This is a genomic window from Bacillus sp. 179-C3.3 HS, from assembly GCF_047229225.1.
GTDB lineage: Bacteria > Bacillota > Bacilli > Bacillales > Bacillaceae > Bacillus.
This window is the reverse complement of sequence record NZ_JBFEFT010000014.1, coordinates 42,614-60,980: the sequence shown is the minus strand read 5'-3', so window position 1 is coordinate 60,980 and position 18,367 is coordinate 42,614. Positions and strand designations below refer to the sequence as shown.

Below are 18,367 nucleotides of genomic sequence, written 5' to 3'. Positions count from 1 at the left end.
CCCTTTCGTGAACAAAAGGGATTTTTAGATTGTGACAGAGGACTAAAATGATTTTATTTTAGTCCTCTGTCTTCTATTCAGCGTGATTGAAATCCCTTGAAGTCTAGGAAGGGCGAGCACTGGACCGGAGCGAATGAAACATTCGTGAGCACCAGCGCACAGGCATGACATGCGAGGGTTTGTCTACACGCTGAAAGAGATTTTTTCATTACTGTGCTGTTTCTTTCAGAATGGCTTGATAGAGATCGTCTGTTGGTGTGAGTCCACATACTTCTTGTAAGACACCTTCAATGCCTTTTTCTTTTCTCAGCGCTTGTAAACGAACAGCTTCTTCATCTTCTGCATGATCGTAAGCTAGTGCAGCTACAATACCTTTAATTAAGTAAACCGGCTGCTTGATCTTCTTCGCCGGACCGATTAATCGGTCTTCTCCTCCTAGCTTTCTAAGTGGAGAGCGTGCGACACGGGTGACTTCATCAGAAATAAAGGCATTCTCAAATCGTTTGATGATTTTTTGAATATACGCATCATGCTCTTCTTTTTGGAAGCCATATGCCTCTATTAAATAGCTACCTGTTTCGTGAAGGGCGCCTTCAACGACTTGACGAATGTCTGGGGAATCAACAGCCTCTTTAATCGTTTGGACGCCTTGCTGGTAACCGACATACGCTGCAAGGGCATGGCCAGTGTTAACAGTAAACAGCTTTCGCTCAATATAAGGCGTCAAGTCTCGTACAAAGGTCGCACCGTCAATTTGCGGTACATCACCAATAAATCCAGTCTCATCAATGGCCCATTCAAAAAATGGCTCAACAGATACTTTGAGAATATCTTCATGGTGCTGGATTGGCACAATGCGGTCAACCGCTGCATTTGGAAAACCAACCGTCCCGTTTAACGCTTCTTGTTCGTCCTCTGTTAAATGAGAAAAAACGGCTTCCTTTAAATGCGAGCTGCCCCCAATCATGTTTTCACAAGCTACAATATTCACGATATGGTCTGGTTTCTTTTGTTTTAATCCTTCCGCAATAGAGGAGGCAATGATTTTTAAAACAGCCGGACCTACTGCTGTCGTAATCAGATCCGCAGTTGCAATCGCCTTCGTTAACTCCTCTGGATGTTGCGCTGAGTTGATGGCTGAAACAGGGCCGACCACTTCTTTTTCCTGCCCAGGTGCTGCAAGTTCAACCGTATATTCTCCTCGTTGATTCAACTCTTGGATCACTGCTTCATTTACATCTGTGAACACAAGGTCAAAACCCGATTTTTTTAGCAAAGACCCGATAAATCCTCTACCGATATTCCCTGCGCCAAAATGAAGTGCCTTCATATTAGTTCACCTCGTTGAAGATGGCGATCAGTTCATCTTGATCTTTCGCATGAATGATGCGTTCTACATTTTCTTCTTCTGAGCAAACAATCGCAATTTGAGACAAGATATCGAGATGCTCGTTATTCTTACCAGCGATGCCGAAGATCACTTTTGCGACATTTCCTTCTCCGTATTCAACCCCGTTTGGAATTTGAATGATCGAAATACCTGAGTGAAGCACTTCAGCTTTGGCATCCTCTGTGCCATGAGGGATCGCAATGCCATTTCCCATAAATGTTGAAGAAATGTTCTCTCTTTCAAACATTTTGTCAACATAGTCACTTGTCACATACCCATTTGCTACAAGGACTTCACCTGCTTTTTTAATGGCTTCTTCTTTTGAGCTCGCTTGTTCGTTTAGAAAAATGTTGTCTTTGGAAAGTACTTGTTTCATAAAACATCACACACCTTTTTTAGAATAGATAATCAGAAAACCACCAAAACGGGGAGTTCAATCAGAAAAATTGAACTCAACCCGTTTCGTCATGCTATTTTTTCAATTTCTCAATCAGCTCATCATATCTTGGGCTGTTTAAGAAATTATCAACTGAGATATGCACAGCGCCTGGCAGTTTCGCCTTCGCTCTGTCTGTTAAATCTTTATGCGTAAAGACCACGTCGGCATCATCTGGAATGTTGCTGATGGACGTATTGGTGACATCAACATCTAGCTCTGCCTTTTTGACTTTGTTTTTTAGGATGGATGCGCCCATCGCGCTTGAGCCCATTCCTGCATCACAGGCAAAGATGATTTTGTTCACTTCTTCTGCATTCACATCATTTGACGCTATTTGATTGTTTGCTTCAGCATCTTCTTTTTGTGCTGTTAAAGCTGCTGCTGCTGCGCTTTTCTTCCCTTTCATGTCTTGCATTTTTTCTGTTGCTGCTGTTAAATCTTCATCTGCTTTTTTCGAAGATTTCAAGATCACAGAAGCGACAAGGAATGAGACAATAGTTGCGACAATGACCCCTGCTAGCACAGCTAGGTGTCCACCTTTTGGTGACATGAGCATAAGAGCGATAATACTACCTGGTGATGGCACAGCCTGTAATCCAGCATCTAATAAAGTAAAGGTCAAGACTCCACTTGCTCCCCCTGCAATGACTGCCAAAATGAGCATTGGCTTCATTAAGATGTATGGGAAGTAAATCTCATGAATTCCACCTAAGAATTGAATCACAATCGCACCTGGTGCTGTTTGCTTCGCAGTTCCTCTTCCAAAGAACATATAAGCAAGAAGTACACCTAAACCTGGTCCTGGGTTCGTTTCAAGCAAGAACAGAATGGATTTACCCGTCTCAGCTGCTTGCTCCACACCTAACGGACCTAAAATCCCTTGGTTAATCGCATTGTTTAGGAATAATACTTTGGCTGGTTCAATGAATATACTTGCAAGCGGTAGCAAATGTGCATTCACAATGATATCTACACCTGCTGCAAGGGTTTTATTTAAGCCAAGAACCACTGGACCGATGCCGTAGAAAGCAATGACTACAAGAGCCGCACCTAGGATACCTGCTGTAAAGTTGTTCACAAGCATTTCAAATCCTGATTTGATACGGTCTTTGAACAGTTGGTCAATCTTCTTAATCAGATATCCTCCAAGCGGTCCCATAATCATGGCCCCTAAAAACATTGGAATATCCGAACCGACAATGACCCCGATCGTTGCTGTAGCACCAAGTACCCCGCCTCGGTGATCGTATACGAGTTTACCGCCTGTATAACCAATTAATAATGGCAGTAGGTAGTTGATCATTGGACCAACTAATGTATTTAATTGTTCGTTTGGTAAATAACCACTTGGAATGAACAGGGCTGTAATCAAGCCCCACGCAATAAATGCCCCAATATTCGGCATAATCATACCGCTCAAGTAGCTTCCAAATCGCTGTACTTTTACACGGAATCCGCTTTTCTCTTCCATCTATGAAAACTCCTTTCTACTCTCCCTTTGTTGAGGGCTTTTATAGGTCAAAAGATATAAAGACAAGTGTCAGTGAAGCCCTTACACCTATCCTAAAACGCTTTCACTCACCATTCAATTGAAACTAAGCACCACTTTGTCACATAGTGTGTGACAAAATTGAAAAGTGATGTGTGTTTTTCCTTTTAACTATGAAAAAATTGAGTGGAAAGGTTGATCTGGCCTTGTTTAGATTGAAAATTCATTGGAATTTCACAATTTTTAATGGGGGACTTCTTGTTTACATTTCCTAAATAGAATAGGCTTATATTGATCAAACCTATTCATTCAAGAAACGTCTGCGCGGACGTGACACAGAAAAGGTGAACCGTCTTGTTTCTTGTTTCGCTTCTTTTACATGAAGGCGGGACATGAGGGAGAGGGGTTTTTTCTGGGACTCACAGTTTTCTGCCGCTTTCTTTCTGATATTTGAGACATCTTCATAGGTAGAAAGGCGGTTATCAACATTGTGGAAATATAGCAAGTGGCTGTTGCTTCTCACACTGATGCTCACTTTTTTCATACCGAAGGACGCTTTTGCCCATGCATATGTGGTGAGCTCGAATCCAGCGGCCAATGAAGAGCTAGAAAAGCAGCCTTCTTCAGTCTCTATCACATTTAGTGAAGGGATAGAAAGTGGCTTTCATGCCATTACGGTCCTCAATTCGAAAGGTGAACGTGTAGATCATGGAGACACGGTCATCAAAGACCAAAAGATCATGGAAGCGGAATTAAAAAAGGATTTACCTAAAGGAATTTATACGATCCAATGGAATGCGGTATCAGCAGATGGACACTCTGTCTCAGGCATGATTCCGTTTAGTATTGGAAAAGCGGATGGCGGATTTGACCAATTAGATCAAGGTCAATCAAATGAATCCATCGATACGGCTTCGACGATTGACAAAGCCTTTCTATATACATCCTTTAGTTTATATATTGGAACCATTTTATTTGGACTGTTTTGGTTTCAATCGAATATCTCAGCCCAGTTAGCCAAGCGAATGAAATGGCTACTGACGTTGTCACTGATCATGATGGGCGGAGCCATCTTGTTTCAATTACCGATTCAAACAAAAGCTGCCGCCAACGTGTCTTTTTGGAAAGGTCTTCAACCATCGCTTTTACAAGAAACCATTGCAACGACTTCTGGTGGAAGTATATGGCTGATGCAAATGGCGACGTTTGTTCTTCTGACCATATGGACGATCGTGGTGATGAGAAAAGGGAACTTCACCTCTGTTCGAATCTGGATATTCCCGTTACTCATTTTCACTGTGCTCCTTTGGTTGAAAGCACAAATTGGGCATCCAGCCGCTACGGAGAATAAAATACTGACGACATCACTTGATTTTATTCACCTCGTCTCTGCATCTATTTGGGTCGGTGGTTTAACAGCGATCGTGCTTCTTTTGATTAAAAAATTGCCAAATGAAAAGCAGCCGTACATCCGCAGTACACTGACAACCTTTACACCGTGGGCGCTGATTGCTGTTGGACTCATCGTGTTTTCAGGTTTTGTCAATGCCATCTTCATTTTGCAATCATTTGATGCCCTGTTCCAAACAGCGTATGGACGCACATTTTTAATCAAGATGGGGCTATTTATTGTCATGGGCTTGCTTGGACTTTTTCATTACTTGATGCTGAGATGGAAAAAGAAGCAGCAACGACACGTTTCCTTACGTGCGGAATGGATGATTGGGGTCGCCATCTTGTTATTAACAGCTGTATTCACCAATATTCCGAGTCCTCCACCACCTGCACCAGTGCCGTTCTTTGGCGCAAATCAGGTCGAGCACCGTGATATTATTTCCTTAAGCATCACACCAAATGCCCCGGGAAAAAACACATTTGAGGTCGCATTTACAAAGAAAGATGGGCAAACGATCACAGACATTCAATCCGTGACAGCAACCATCCATAAAGTCACCCTTTTCGGTGAACCTACTCCAAGTGAATTTCAGCTAAAACGATTAAAAAATGGACATTTCAGCGCTGAAAATCTCTTGTTAAATGAGAAAGGCACTTGGAAAATTGACATTCATGCATTAACTGGTTCTTTTGAAAACATGGATACAACATTTATTAGAAGAAACTAAAGGAGTTCATATGACATGAAAAAATACGTTAAAGCTTTATTACCAATGCTGATTGCTTCATTTTTACTCACCATTCCTGCACACGCACACGTGACGGTCAAGCCGGACACATCCGCCACAAGTGCTTGGGAAACCTATACGTTAAAAGTACCGTCTGAAAGTGCAAGTCCAACAACAAAGGTTGTCGTGACAATGCCTACTGGTGTAGAATTCCAACAATACGAGCCAGTACCGGGATGGAAAACAACAACAGAAGAGAAAGATGGCAAAGTGACAAGAGTCACTTGGGAAGCAACAGGTGATGGGGTACTTGCTGGTCAATTCCAACAATTCGTTTTTGTAGCGAAAAACCCTGACAAAGCAAGCGAAGCAAAATGGGATGCATACCAGTACTATAAAGATGGCACAGTGGTTGAATGGACGGGTGACCAAGACTCTGACAAACCACACTCCATCACAAACATTGTCGCTTCTAATACTGTAACGGATTCACACGGTCAAGAAAAACCAGCGGAGGAAAAAGCATCTGAAACAGTCACAAAAACTTCTTCTTCCTCACCACTGACTCTTGGCCTTGCCATTGCAGGACTTGTCGTAGCACTTATCGCCCTTGGTCTTGCTTTCAGAAAGAAATAAGATGTGTACATGAGCGATCGTTTTTCACAAACGGTCGCTCTTTCTTTATTTTCCCAACCTATCATTTCCATAATAGGATTGAATAGGATAAAGGCGCATGCCATAATGAAACACATGACCATCTAGGAGGATATGAAATGAACCACCTCATTATATTTGCACATCCCCAGCAAAGCTTGAATCAAACGATATTAGATCTAGTTGTGAGCACTCTTTTGAACAATGGTCATGATGTGACAGTTCGAGATGTTTATGCCCTCAATTTCCAGCCAGAGCTCACTATCGAGGAAAAAGCGGCATTGAAAGCAGGTCGTATTCCTAAAGCTGTTCAAGCAGAGCAAAAACTCATTCAAAAAGCGGATGTCCTCACCTTTATTTTCCCAATATGGTGGACAGGGTTGCCAGCTATGTTAAAGGGCTATGTAGAGCGTGTCTTTTCGGAAGGATTCGCTTATCGATCCACAGAACACGGCATTGAAAATCTACTCCATCATAAAAAAGGCGTGATTATCAACACGCACGATGCACCAAGAACCTTTATTGATTCAAACTGGACAGTGAGCCCTTCCCAACAGATGACGTCTGATACGGAGGTCTTTGATTTCATCGGCGTTGAGCCTGTGGAACGGCTATTATTCGGCAGTATCGATCAAGCACCTGCTGATTACATTCACGAAATTCTGAAAGAAACGCAAGAAACAGTGGATCAACTATTCCCCCCTGCTGTCTAACTGAAAAAAAGACTGCCGAGGCTGCTCGGTCAGTCTACATGATCCATTATCCATCCAAACCAATGGATACATATTTTGTTTCGACATATGGCTCGATTCCTTCAATGCCGCCCTCACGACCAATGCCACTCTCTTTCATTCCACCGAAAGGCGCTTGAACAGCAGATGGACCGCCATCATTCCAGCCAATAATCCCGTAGTCCAGATTCTCTGATAGATACAGTCCATACCGATAATTTTCCGTAAAGAAATAGGCCGCAAGTCCAAATGGCGTATCGTTTGCCAATGCAATGGCTTCATCTATCGTTTGAAACGTTGTAATTGGTGCGACTGGACCGAATGTTTCCTCATGCATGATGCTCATAGATGTCTGAACATGTGTGAGAACCGTCGGCTGGACAAAATAATAAGACTTCTCATCATCGTAGTGTGTGTCTCCACCAACCAGCACCTTCGCTCCCTTATTCACTGCATCTTGAATTTGGTCCACAATTTTGTCAAAGCCACGCTTATTGATAATCGGTCCGATCGACGTCCCTTCTTCTAATCCATTTCCAACTTTCAGCTTTTCTACCTCTTGACTGAATGCTTGCGTGAAGGCTTCATGGATATCCTCATGCACGATTAGCCTGTTTGCACAGACACATGTCTGTCCTGCATTACGGAACTTAGAAGCTACTGCTTGTTTGACAGCCAATTCAAGATTTGCATCCTTATCCACAATCATTGGTGCATGACCGCCTAGTTCCATCGATACGTGTTTGACCGTACTTGCACTGTTTTTGATGAGATGTTTTCCGACTGGTGTTGAGCCAGTAAAGGTGATTTTTCGAATCAATGGGCTATCTGTGAAGATTTCCCCGATCTCTTTGCCATCTCCAATCACCCATTGCAGCGCATCTTCTGGGATTCCAGCTTCATGACCTAGTTTCACGAGCTCGATAGCAGTCAGTGGCGTATCTTCAGCAGGTTTCACCATAAACGTACAGCCCGCCGCGAGCGCCGGTGCCGCCTTTCTCGTGATCATCGCTGCAGGGAAATTCCAAGGTGTAATCGCTGCAACAGGACCAACCGGCTGCTTTGTGACGAAAAGACGTTTATTTGTCGTATGTGACGGAATCGTTCTGCCGTAAATACGCTTTGCTTCCTCGGCATACCATTCAATATATCCCGCTGCATACACGACTTCTCCTAAAGCTTCTTGATACGGCTTCCCATTTTCCTCCGTAATCAGTTTTGCAAGCCTTTCTTTGTGCTCGATCATCAAATCAAACCACTTACGAATGATCGTCGCACGTTCATGGGCGGACGTTTTTGCCCATGTTTTGAATGCTTGGTGTGAGCGTGAAATCGCATCTTCCACTTCTTCTTTTGTATGCTGTACAACTGAGGCAATTTCTTCTCCGGTTGCAGGATTATACACTTTGAGTTCGTTTGTCATGCTCTCTCTTCTCCTTCGTCCTTTGATTCATTACATTGGGTATATACCCAGTAAGTATTCCACTTAAAAGCAAAATTTAGCTCAATGTATTCATGAGCTGATTGACCAAATGTAAACATCGTACGACGCATCTTGATCTATTCGACAATCATGTGCACATTGCCTGTATAACAATAGAAGAAAAGGGATGAAAAACAATATGGAAAATTGTAGAATAATTGTAAATTCGTTTAATGGAGGTGATTCCATGTCTCAGCATACGGATGACGATGATGTGTTTGAACTTTGTAATGTCTATGCCCAAGAAACGTTTCATTTCGAAGCATTTATTTTAGGAAACAGAAAAGGGTTGCTCGAATGAAGAAAGGCCATAGATGTCGCTTTAGAAACGGGAAGTGCTGTTGCCAATATGTTCCCGTCTGATTATGAAGGCTATGAACTTTACGTGGCATTAGTAGATGATGAAAAAAAGTTTACAAAGCTAACGACACCTTATGTAGAGCAATATGCACAAGAAGATGATGCGATTGAACCGATTGAGATCATAAAAGAATATGAATCTAAAAGAAAAGCTTCCAAATAGCGAAAATAAACGAATCCCCAAAGCACATTAGCTCTAGGGATTCGTTATGTGTATGCTGGCTTTCTTCATGACCACCGCTCTTTGTCTACAGTGAGAACAGATGTCAAAAGACCGGGAAAGGCGGTATCCATGTCTTCTTTTCTAAGAGAATAATAGCGGTGCTTTCCGTCAATTCTGACTTTCACGACGCCTGCCTCCCTTAGCACTTTGAAATGATGGGAGAGCGTGGATTTTGCAATGTTCATATCGTACGTACCGCATGTTCTTTCTCCAGCTTCTGCTAAGCAGCGAACGATTTCTAAGCGGACAGGATCTGCCAATGCTTGTAGCACAGATATCAGGGTCATGTCTTCTTGGTTTGGGTGATTTGGATTATTCATATGATCAATGTATCGTATTTTTCTTCAACATACAATCTCATTCCCATTGTAACGATATGACAGGCGAAAACGTCTCAAATGATAGGTTCTCTTGAAAGGAAGGAAACTAAATTGACACGTAAGATATGGATGAACTTTTTCATCATGTTACTGATGATTCCCTTAAGTGCCTGCCAATCAGGCGAGTATTACCAGTTCCAGACAAAACCACCAAGTGCCGAAGAGGCATTGGCTCTTGATCACGATGCAGATTTATTTCAGTGGGAAGGAACTGTCTATCAAACAAACGTAGACTGGACGAAAGAACTAACCCTCACAAAGCAACAGCAAGTAGGCGTTATCAAGAAAACATCTAGCGAAAATTTCCAACATGGCACCGCCTCTCAATTGAAGAAAGGGGTAGCGATTTACGCTGCCAAGGAGCGAAACGACGTTTTAATCGTGGAACAAAACGGACAATTGAAAATATATGTCGCACTTATAGAAGGATAAAACACCTGTTACATAGACAGGTGTTTTTTTAAGTCCAATTTCTTGAATGGAGTCTATTGTTTTGTTATCATAGCAAAGGTGACCAATCGGTTTCTATTGTGACCCTATGGTTTTACTGATACGGAAAGGACGTAGGAAGATGAACGAAAAGCAAGAAGACATTCTGCGGGTTTCGAAGACATTGTTTTCACAAAAAGGCTATTTAAGTGTATCCATGCAGTCGATTGCTGATGCCTGTAAAATATCAAAAGCGTCCATTTATAAACTGTTTGATTCAAAAGAAGCGCTTCTCTTGGAGCTCATCAAATATAATCAACGCAAGATGAGGGATATCTCTCACATCATTCATTCTGAAACGACGCTGTCCAAAGAGGAAAAATTTACGAAGAAGATCAAGATTGAGCTTGAAGAATTCAAAGAGAACCACAAATTTTTAAATATGCTGTCCTTCGAAGCATTTTCTCAGCACTCACCCATTGTCAAGAAGCACTTACGTGAGACACGAGCTATTATCATGCAGCGTCACCGGGACATCATCTTAAGCACTTACGGTGAATCTGTCGCACCTTATGTTTGGGATCTCGTCATTGTACTGAATGGACTCATGAGAGAATTCATCTTAATGCTAGCCGTTGAGCATAAGAACATTCGGTTAGAATATGCCGCCGAAATGATCATCGGTGTGATGGATCGCATTTCGAAAAAGCCTTGCTCGATTGAGCCGGTCTTAACAGAGGAATTGATGGACACGTACCTGCTATCTTCACAGGACGAATATGACGAAGAAAAGCATGTCATCATGTACTTAACGAATATGAAGAAACAGCTAGACTTGCTTTCAGATGATGAACAGAAGGATGATCTGCTTGCTGCATTTGACATGCTCAATCAAGAATTGTCCAAGGATCAACCGAAAACCTTTTTAATCCACTCATTACTAGATTATCTAGGGAAGAATAGCCTTTTATCACAAAACGTATCACAGCTGAAAAGCATCATTTTATAGATAAAGAAGGGATTATTTTGAACCAATCAACCACACATACATCGTATAATCGATCTGTGATTGTTGGGATTTTTCTCGTTGGGGCATTCGTTGCGATTTTAAACCAAACGCTACTGATACCAGCGATTCCACATATCATGGAGGAATTCAATATCGATGTCAGTAAAGGACAATGGCTGACAACCGCCTTTATGCTGACAAATGGGATTCTCATCCCGATTACGGCCTTTTTAATTGAGAAATTTTCGAGCCGTGCACTTGTCTTAACGGCTCTTAGTATTTTTACAGCAGGAACGATTCTTGCTTCATTCGCAACGAATTTCCCTGTGTTACTGACTGCGCGGATTGTGCAAGCAGCTGGGGCAGGAATATTATTGCCTCTGATGCAAACCATCTTTTTAACCATTTTCCCGAAAGAAAAACGCGGGCAGGCGATGGGCATGGTCGGACTTGTGATTTCGTTCGCGCCGGCGATTGGTCCAGCTCTTGCCGGTTGGGTTGTGGATACATTTTCTTGGAAGTACTTGTTCTATATTGTTTTGCCAATTGGAATCATTGACCTCATTCTTGCGTTCTTCTTAATGAAAAATGTCACACAGCAAAGAGAGACACGTATTGATGTCCTTTCCGTTATCCTTTCTTCTTTCGGATTCGGTGGGTTACTGTACGGATTCTCTAGTGTTGGAACGTATGGCTGGACGGGTGCCACTGTCCTCATTTCGTTAATTGTCGGTGCGGTTAGCTTGTTCTTCTTTATCCTGCGGCAATCGAATTTAAAAAGACCGATGCTTGAGTTCGGTGTATTTAAATTTGCGATCTTTAGTTTAACGACCTTCCTCGGGATGCTGGTCTTTGCGCTCCTGATTGCAACTGAGACCATCCTTCCGCTTTATACGCAGAACGTCAGGGGATTGTCGGCATTGGACACAGGACTGATCTTATTACCGGGTGCATTATTCATGGGCTTCCTCTCCCCAATTATCGGACGGATTTTTGATAAAGTCGGCGGGAAGGGATTGGCAATCGGTGGGTTTACGATTTTAACCGTGACCTCCCTGCCGTTTATGATGCTCAGTCTTGATTCATCGATTGTGCTGATCACGGTGACTTATACGCTCCGTTTAATTGGGGTAGGGATGATTATGATGCCGTTGACCACAGCCGGGATTAACTCGCTACCACATCATCTCATCCCGCATGGTACAGCGATGAATAATACAATGAGACAAATTGGCGGTTCCATTGGGACAGCAGTTCTCGTATCCATTATGAGCAGTTCTGCCGCTAATTCTCACATATCTCACCCGTTGAAATCAGCGGTACATGGGATGAATATGTCATTTTTAGTTGCTGGTCTCATCGCCGTGACTGGACTCATCCTTTCTATTTTCTTAAATGAAAAACGTGGGAACAAAGTGATGAAACAGGAGCTTTCTTCCTCATCATCTTCTTAAAAGAGAAAAGAGCTCGGCAGACGCCGGCTCTTTTTTTACCTATCGTCCTCTCCAAAAATACAATTGTTCTCACCACGAAGAAAATCCTTGATAATTTTGCTAAAAGAGTTGATAATAGAAACATTCAATTTGTGAGAAAATTTCTACTATAGGAGATGTATACATTGAAGGTCGTGAAATTTGGTGGCAGCTCGCTTGCGTCTGGCAAGCAGCTGCAAAAGGTATTTGACATTGTCACAGCAGATCCAGCTCGAAAAGCAGTCGTTGTTTCCGCACCAGGAAAACGGCATTCAACGGATACAAAGGTGACTGATCTTTTAATTAGTTGCGGTGAACAATATTTACGCTTAGGTGAGGCACGTGAACAACAGGAAGCAGTCATTGAACGATATGCCGCAATTGCCGACGAACTCGAACTAGGTCATGAGATCATCGACACCATCCGTCAGGATTTAGATACGCTATTAAGTGCTGACACATCACATCCCGAGCGCTATCTTGATGCGATAAAGGCAAGCGGTGAAGATAACAATGCAAAACTGATTGCCGCCTATTTCCGCCATCAAGGGGTGGAGGCGCATTATGTGAATCCGAAAGATGCTGGCTTATTCGTCAGCGATGAACCTGGTCAAGCGCAAGTACTTCCACAGTCATATGAGAATTTGTACAAATTAAGAGAACGGTCTGGCATTTTGATCTTCCCTGGCTTTTTCGGTTTTAGTCTCGCTGGTGATATCGTGACTTTTTCTCGAAGCGGATCGGATATTACAGGGTCTATTTTGGCGAATGGTCTTAAAGCAGAGGTGTATGAAAATTTCACAGATGTGGATGCTGTCTATGCCGTGAATCCGACCATCGTACACGCACCGAAGGAAATCACGGAACTCACGTATCGAGAAATGAGAGAGCTATCTTATGCTGGATTTTCTGTCTTCCATGATGAAGCCCTCATTCCAGCTTTCCGGGCAGGGATTCTGGTTCAGATTAAAAACACCAATAACCCATCAGCCAAAGGGACAAGAATCGTCAATCAGCGGGACCATACAAACGGACCTGTTGTTGGTATCGCATCAGACAACGGTTTTTGTAGCATTTATATTAGTAAATATTTGATGAACCGAGAAGTCGGATTCGGACGTAAAGTGCTGCAAACATTAGAAGAATACGGTCTCACTTATGAGCATGTTCCTTCTGGCATTGATGATATGACGATTATTTTGAGACAAAATCAATTAGAAGAGCAACACATTGAGCAGGAGCTTTTAGACCGTTTGACATCGGTCCTTGAGGCAGATGAAGTCATTTTAGAGCGAAACCTCTCCCTCATCATGGTTGTAGGAGAAGCCATGCGGCATAACGTGGGAACGACAGCAAGAGCGGCAAAAGCGTTGTCAAAAGCAAAGGTGAATATTGAAATGATTAACCAAGGCTCTTCAGAGGTCAGCATGATGTTTGGTGTCAAAGCGGCCCAAGAAAAAGAAGCCGTTCGGGCATTGTATGAAGAATTTTTCTCCATGTCTACGACACCTGTCTCCATTTAATAGATAGACTGCCAGATCTCGCATCGGCAGTCTTTTTGCTCGTGATGTCAGCACATGAAAGTATATCTATTTCTCGTTTGATTATGTATGATAGTAACACATTAACTATTGTTCCGGTCTATCGTCGGAGCTTACAAGGAGTCCTAACCCATGCCTCGTCAACAACTATTAAAACAGTTTCGCAATTTCCATGATGCGTCCACTAGTATATTAAACATGATGAGTGAATTCATTGATGTCAATACGTTGTTTATTGCCAAAAATGATCAACAGACCAATCGCATTGTCAAAGTGTTTAATCATAACGAACAGCTCGTTGAAGAAGGGGATGAACTCCCTTTTGAGAAGACGTTTTGCAAGCTAGCCGTCGATCATCAACATACGCTCGTGATTCCAGATATTCAAGTAGACGAACGATCAAAGTATTTAGAAGTGACAAAAGGGCTTGAAGGCGGCTCATTTATTGGCGTCCCGATTGATTTTACGGACGGATCGAATTACGGAACCATTTGCGGACTAGATCACAGACCGCAACAATTCACAGAAGAGCATATCCATATGTTTGAAACGATGGCTTCATTGTTGAGCTATGTCCTTGAGCTCGATCGTGCGAACCGGCAGATTCAGCATCTATCTGTCCCGATCGTTCCTGTTGTTGATGGTGTGGCGGTGCTTCCACTCCTTGGTGATATTGAAGAAACAAGGGCACAGCACATTTTAGAAACCATTTTGCAGGAAAGTTATCGATTATCGCTCTCGCATTTGGTCATTGATGTATCAGGAACAAAACGCCTAAATGAACAAAGCATTCACTATTTGGTCAGCTATGCACAAACGTTAAGGTTGTTAGGGATTTCTGCCGTTTTAACTGGCATCAAGCAAGACCTTGCGTTAAGTGCCATTCAGTCGCATATTTCATTCAAAGACATTACCATTCGAAAAGATTTGCCACAAGCATTGGCACACATCGGGTTAACTTTTACGAAAAAGAATTAATCCGTTTTGGAAATAAAAAAACTCATCGTATAGGATGAGCTCATGATCATAGACAAAGGGCTAAAATGATTTTATTTTAGTCCTCTTTCAACGTGATGGAAGAAAAATGAAAAATTCTCCCTACTGTGGTGCTGTGTCAACATCTATATTTCCGATCAGGCGATCACTTGAATGCGTCAGCAGTTGACTGCGCTCTAACAAGTTATGGGCAATGACTGAATGAGTTGAAGACAACGTACGAACAGCGATGGCTTTTTGCGGAGAGAGATTGATGATATTGTTACGTAACACACGAGCGGATGTGGCTTGGTCAATAAAAATGGCAGTCGGCTGTCCTATGGCACGGTTTAAATAAAAGCGGTTATCTCCAATTTGTGGTGAGCCATTTTTAATATACATGACGACAAATAAGGGTGTTTCTTCAAAGGAGTTGTCTTTCACCTCTAACGAACCCGTTGTGTTGCTATAAACAGCGTAATTTTCATAGTGCTTGAAACGGTTCCTCCAAATGAAAGCCTTTGCATTTCCTGTGATGCTGATCGTATACGAGGGTGTGAGTGGTGTTTGATCTTCTTGATTAAAGTGATTGCCATTGATCCCTACTTCTCCTTCCTGCACCCATATACCCCTACTAAACTCTTTGAATTGGTTGTGCTGGATGAGGATATTGGTTCCTCTCACAATCGCCGCATCAATGACGGAATAGATCGTATTATTCGAAAAAACCACACTATCTGATTGTTCAATACGCAGCGATGCACTTCTGATTGTTGGATTTGTACCTGATTCAATATGATTCCCATCGATCAATACGCGATTAGCCATGTAAACGGAAATGGCCGCATCTTCAAAAAAACTAATTTTATTCCCTGTGATTTGAACACTGTCTCCCCTCACATCAATACCCTTTTCAAACCCTTCGATCATATTGCCAATGATGATCACGTTATTTTCAGTTCGATCTAACGAGACACCTAAGCTAGTGATCCCTGCTTTTGTCACGCTCCCTCCCCTCGAACGGATCAAATTATTCGCAATAATCGTTTCGGTTCCGAAGCCATACGAGATGCTGCTGTCTGTTTGGTTGCCTTCAATGATCACCCCGTAGCCGTTGAAGTTATAGATGGCGCTAGCAGCTCCACCTCGCACAATGTTATTTTTGATGAGAATATTCAGCGGCTCTTCGAAGTTGGTTTCATTTTCACCGTATCCTTCAATATCAATTCCCATCCTCGGCTCGACCCCATTCACTCCAGCTCTTTCAAGCAAACAATTTTCAACCACCACGCCATCGCATCCGGTAATCGAGATATTATTCCGTCTTGAATCTGTGATCGTGCAACCAGAAATGTGAATGGACTTCGCTGGTGAGTATGATTCAATATTTGACAATAAACCAAGCGGACTGACAATCATGCCATCTCCTGTAAAGTGAGTCATCTGCATGTGATGGATATTCACATGTGAAGCCCCTTCAATGCAGACGCCAAATCCCCATTCATGGGTTTTCCTTTCAGGAGGAAAAGACTTGTACACATGTGCATCGCGATCACCTTCAATCCGACCGCCGCGAATGGTCACATGCTCCACCTCCCCTATATAAAAGGCAGCATATCCCCACGAATCATTTGGTTTCACTTGAATCACGGCATCTGATGCCATGTCAATACATATATGACTCGGCACTTGTATGCCTGCTTGCCTGAAAGGGAAAAACGAATTTACTTTCGATACCGCATCGATCAGATACGTTCCACTGGGTAGCCAAACATGAGAGTAGCCTTGCGCCTTCGTCCATTTTAAACACTCGTTTAGTTTTTCAGTACAGTCTGTTTTGCCATCAGCGATGACGCCAAAATCTAATACATTGACAACGGGTTTCTTTAGATTGATTTCATTCCATTCATCCAACTGAATTCCCTCCTTTCACACATGTCCACTCGTCATCCTATGCGTGTGAAAGGAATTTGCTTGTACAATGTCTTGCATTTGATTTAAATTTTATGGAAATAACGTTTCAAATCTCCATAGACGTGCGACATTTGGCACTTTTAGGTCTAAAAACCTATCGAACTAATATTTCCCCATTTTAGAATAGTTATATATTGACACAAGTACTATACAAGAATATCATTTTCTCATATCGTCTTTTTAAGAAAGGATCTATGCCAATGTCTACAATTGATCATGATAAAATTGTGAAAAGTGTTCCTCAAAAAGGATTCTTCGGACATCCTAAGGGACTTTATACACTGTTTTTCACTGAATTTTGGGAGCGTTTTTCTTACTATGGAATGCGCGCATTGCTTATTTATTATATGTACACAGAGGTGACCAAAGGCGGTCTAGGGTTTGATCAAACCACAGCCAATTCGATCATGTCTGTGTACGGTGCGCTTGTTTATATGTCAGGCGTAATCGGTGGATGGCTCGCCGACCGGGTATTCGGTTCGTCTAGTTCGGTTTTTTATGGCGGAGTCTTCATTATGCTGGGGCATGTCATTTTAGGACTGCCAGGCGGAGCCACGGCTCTCTTTATTAGTATGGGACTCATTATCATTGGGACAGGTCTTCTAAAGCCTAACGTCTCCAATATGGTCGGTGACCTCTACTCAAAAGCGGACAATCGCCGTGATTCTGGATTTAGTATTTTTTACATGGGGATTAATATGGGGGGCTTCATTGCGCCGTTAATTGTCGGAACACTCGGTCAAAAAGTGAATTTCCACCTTGGCTTCTCCATCGCTGCTTTTGGTATGCTCGTTGGATTGATTACGTTTGTGATCACGAAAAAGCCGAACCTTGGTCTTGCCGGGACTTATGTGACAAACCCGCTGTCTCCTACTGAGCGAAAGAACTTTAAGATTTTCGGTACGTTGATTGTCTTGATTATGGCTGTTTTTGCAGTCATCGGCATTCAAACTGGTCGTCTAACCATCGATCTCTTCACTTGGTTTGTTAGTATTCTTGGGGTCGCCATTCCGATTGTTTATTTTGTTGTGATGTATTTCAGTAAAAAAACAAGCAAAGTGGAGCAATCGAGAGTATTGGCGTATATCCCTTTATTCATTGCTGCGGTGATGTTCTGGGCCATCCAAGAACAAGGCTCAAACATTTTAGCCACATATGCGGATCAACGAACAGACTTGAATTTCCTAGGGATCACACTGGCATCATCTTGGTTCCAATCATTGAATCCGATCTTTATCGTGCTACTGTCACCAGTCTTTGCTTGGTTATGGGTCAGACTTGGCAAAAAACAGCCATCTACCCCGATTAAGTTCTCACTTGGTCTTCTATTTGCAGGGTTGTCCTTTATCATTATGATCATTCCTGCATACATGTCTGGTCCAAACACATTGGTCAGCCCATTATGGCTTGTCCTCAGCTTCTTCCTCGTCGTGATTGGGGAGCTTTGTTTGTCACCAGTTGGTCTGTCAGCGACGACGAAACTTGCACCTGCTGCCTTCTCCGCGCAAACGATGAGCCTTTGGTTCCTTTCAAATGCGATGGCACAGGCAATCAACGCACAGGTCGTCAAACTATTTGATAAAGTGCCAGAAACCCTCTATTTCGGTATCATCGGCATGATTGCTATCGTCTTGTGTGTTGTCATGATAGTGGTGTCACCTCTTATTAAGAAAGCCATGCAAGGGATACATTAAA

Annotated in this window: 16 protein-coding genes; 10 read left to right on the top strand and 6 right to left on the bottom strand. The window is 42.6% G+C overall.

Translation table 11 applies throughout. The features are described 5' to 3' along the window. Positions 1-208 precede the first annotated feature (208 nt). The 3 genes from AB1K80_RS10495 to AB1K80_RS10485 all read right to left on the bottom strand — a co-directional run bounded on the left by AB1K80_RS10495 (position 209) and on the right by AB1K80_RS10485 (position 3,300). Entirely contained in the window at positions 209-1,330 is a 1,122-nt protein-coding gene (locus tag AB1K80_RS10495; RefSeq protein WP_412856569.1) for a mannitol-1-phosphate 5-dehydrogenase, read from the bottom strand. Position 1,331: 1 nt separating this feature from the next. After that, positions 1,332-1,766 (bottom strand): PTS sugar transporter subunit IIA, encoded by a 435-nt coding sequence (locus AB1K80_RS10490; protein WP_412856568.1) that lies wholly within the window; start codon positions 1,764-1,766, stop codon positions 1,332-1,334. A 94-nt stretch (positions 1,767-1,860) separates the two neighbouring features. Next, a complete protein-coding gene (locus tag AB1K80_RS10485; protein WP_412856567.1) occupies positions 1,861-3,300 on the bottom strand; it encodes a PTS mannitol transporter subunit IICB in 1,440 nt (479 codons plus the stop codon). A gap of 506 nt (positions 3,301-3,806) precedes the next feature. Between AB1K80_RS10485 and AB1K80_RS10480 the strand changes: the two genes are divergently transcribed. From AB1K80_RS10480 to AB1K80_RS10470, 3 genes are all read left to right on the top strand, one after another. Further along, positions 3,807-5,441 carry a copper resistance protein CopC gene (locus tag AB1K80_RS10480; RefSeq protein ID WP_412856566.1) on the top strand — a complete coding sequence of 545 codons (1,635 nt, stop codon included), beginning with the start codon at positions 3,807-3,809 and terminating at the stop codon, positions 5,439-5,441. 15 nt (positions 5,442-5,456) lie between these two features. Beyond that, a complete protein-coding gene (locus AB1K80_RS10475) occupies positions 5,457-6,077 on the top strand; it encodes a YcnI family protein (RefSeq protein WP_412856565.1) in 621 nt (206 codons plus the stop codon). Between the two features lie 137 nt (positions 6,078-6,214). Beyond that, complete coding sequence (locus tag AB1K80_RS10470; protein WP_412856564.1) at positions 6,215-6,808, top strand: NAD(P)H-dependent oxidoreductase; 594 nt, start codon at positions 6,215-6,217, stop codon at positions 6,806-6,808. 46 nt (positions 6,809-6,854) lie between these two features. Here the strand turns inward: AB1K80_RS10470 and AB1K80_RS10465 are convergent, their stop codons facing one another. Next, complete coding sequence (locus AB1K80_RS10465; protein WP_412856563.1) at positions 6,855-8,249, bottom strand: NAD-dependent succinate-semialdehyde dehydrogenase; 1,395 nt, start codon at positions 8,247-8,249, stop codon at positions 6,855-6,857. A 409-nt stretch (positions 8,250-8,658) separates the two neighbouring features. Between AB1K80_RS10465 and AB1K80_RS10460 the strand changes: the two genes are divergently transcribed. Beyond that, entirely contained in the window at positions 8,659-8,832 is a 174-nt protein-coding gene (locus AB1K80_RS10460) for a hypothetical protein (RefSeq protein ID WP_412856562.1), read from the top strand. 65 nt (positions 8,833-8,897) lie between these two features. Here AB1K80_RS10460 and AB1K80_RS10455 read toward each other — a convergent pair whose 3' ends face one another. Next, positions 8,898-9,212: an ArsR/SmtB family transcription factor gene (locus AB1K80_RS10455; protein ID WP_412856561.1), complete on the bottom strand. Its 315-nt coding sequence runs from the start codon at positions 9,210-9,212 to the stop codon at positions 8,898-8,900. A 111-nt stretch (positions 9,213-9,323) separates the two neighbouring features. On the opposite strand from AB1K80_RS10455, the gene AB1K80_RS10450 reads away from it, so the two are divergent. The 5 genes from AB1K80_RS10450 (at position 9,324) to AB1K80_RS10430 (ending at position 14,701) form a co-directional block, all read left to right on the top strand. After that, positions 9,324-9,704: a hypothetical protein gene (locus AB1K80_RS10450; protein WP_412856560.1), complete on the top strand. Its 381-nt coding sequence runs from the start codon at positions 9,324-9,326 to the stop codon at positions 9,702-9,704. Between the two features lie 139 nt (positions 9,705-9,843). Continuing rightward, entirely contained in the window at positions 9,844-10,710 is an 867-nt protein-coding gene (locus AB1K80_RS10445) for a TetR family transcriptional regulator (RefSeq protein ID WP_412856559.1), read from the top strand. Positions 10,711-10,727: 17 nt separating this feature from the next. After that, entirely contained in the window at positions 10,728-12,164 is a 1,437-nt protein-coding gene (locus tag AB1K80_RS10440; RefSeq protein ID WP_412856558.1) for an MDR family MFS transporter, read from the top strand. Between the two features lie 164 nt (positions 12,165-12,328). Further along, positions 12,329-13,705, top strand: coding sequence for an aspartate kinase (locus tag AB1K80_RS10435; RefSeq protein ID WP_412856557.1), 1,377 nt, complete (start codon positions 12,329-12,331; stop codon positions 13,703-13,705). 150 nt (positions 13,706-13,855) lie between these two features. Then, positions 13,856-14,701 (top strand): GAF domain-containing protein, encoded by an 846-nt coding sequence (locus AB1K80_RS10430; protein ID WP_412856556.1) that lies wholly within the window; start codon positions 13,856-13,858, stop codon positions 14,699-14,701. Between the two features lie 120 nt (positions 14,702-14,821). Here AB1K80_RS10430 and AB1K80_RS10425 read toward each other — a convergent pair whose 3' ends face one another. After that, the gene (locus AB1K80_RS10425; RefSeq protein ID WP_412856555.1) at positions 14,822-16,612 is read right to left on the bottom strand and encodes a right-handed parallel beta-helix repeat-containing protein; all 1,791 of its coding nucleotides are present in this window, start codon (positions 16,610-16,612) and stop codon (positions 14,822-14,824) included. Positions 16,613-16,872: 260 nt separating this feature from the next. Here AB1K80_RS10425 and AB1K80_RS10420 point away from each other — a divergent pair, with 260 nt between their 5' ends. Continuing rightward, positions 16,873-18,366 carry a peptide MFS transporter gene (locus AB1K80_RS10420; RefSeq protein WP_412856554.1) on the top strand — a complete coding sequence of 498 codons (1,494 nt, stop codon included), beginning with the start codon at positions 16,873-16,875 and terminating at the stop codon, positions 18,364-18,366. Position 18,367: the final 1 nt, after the last annotated feature.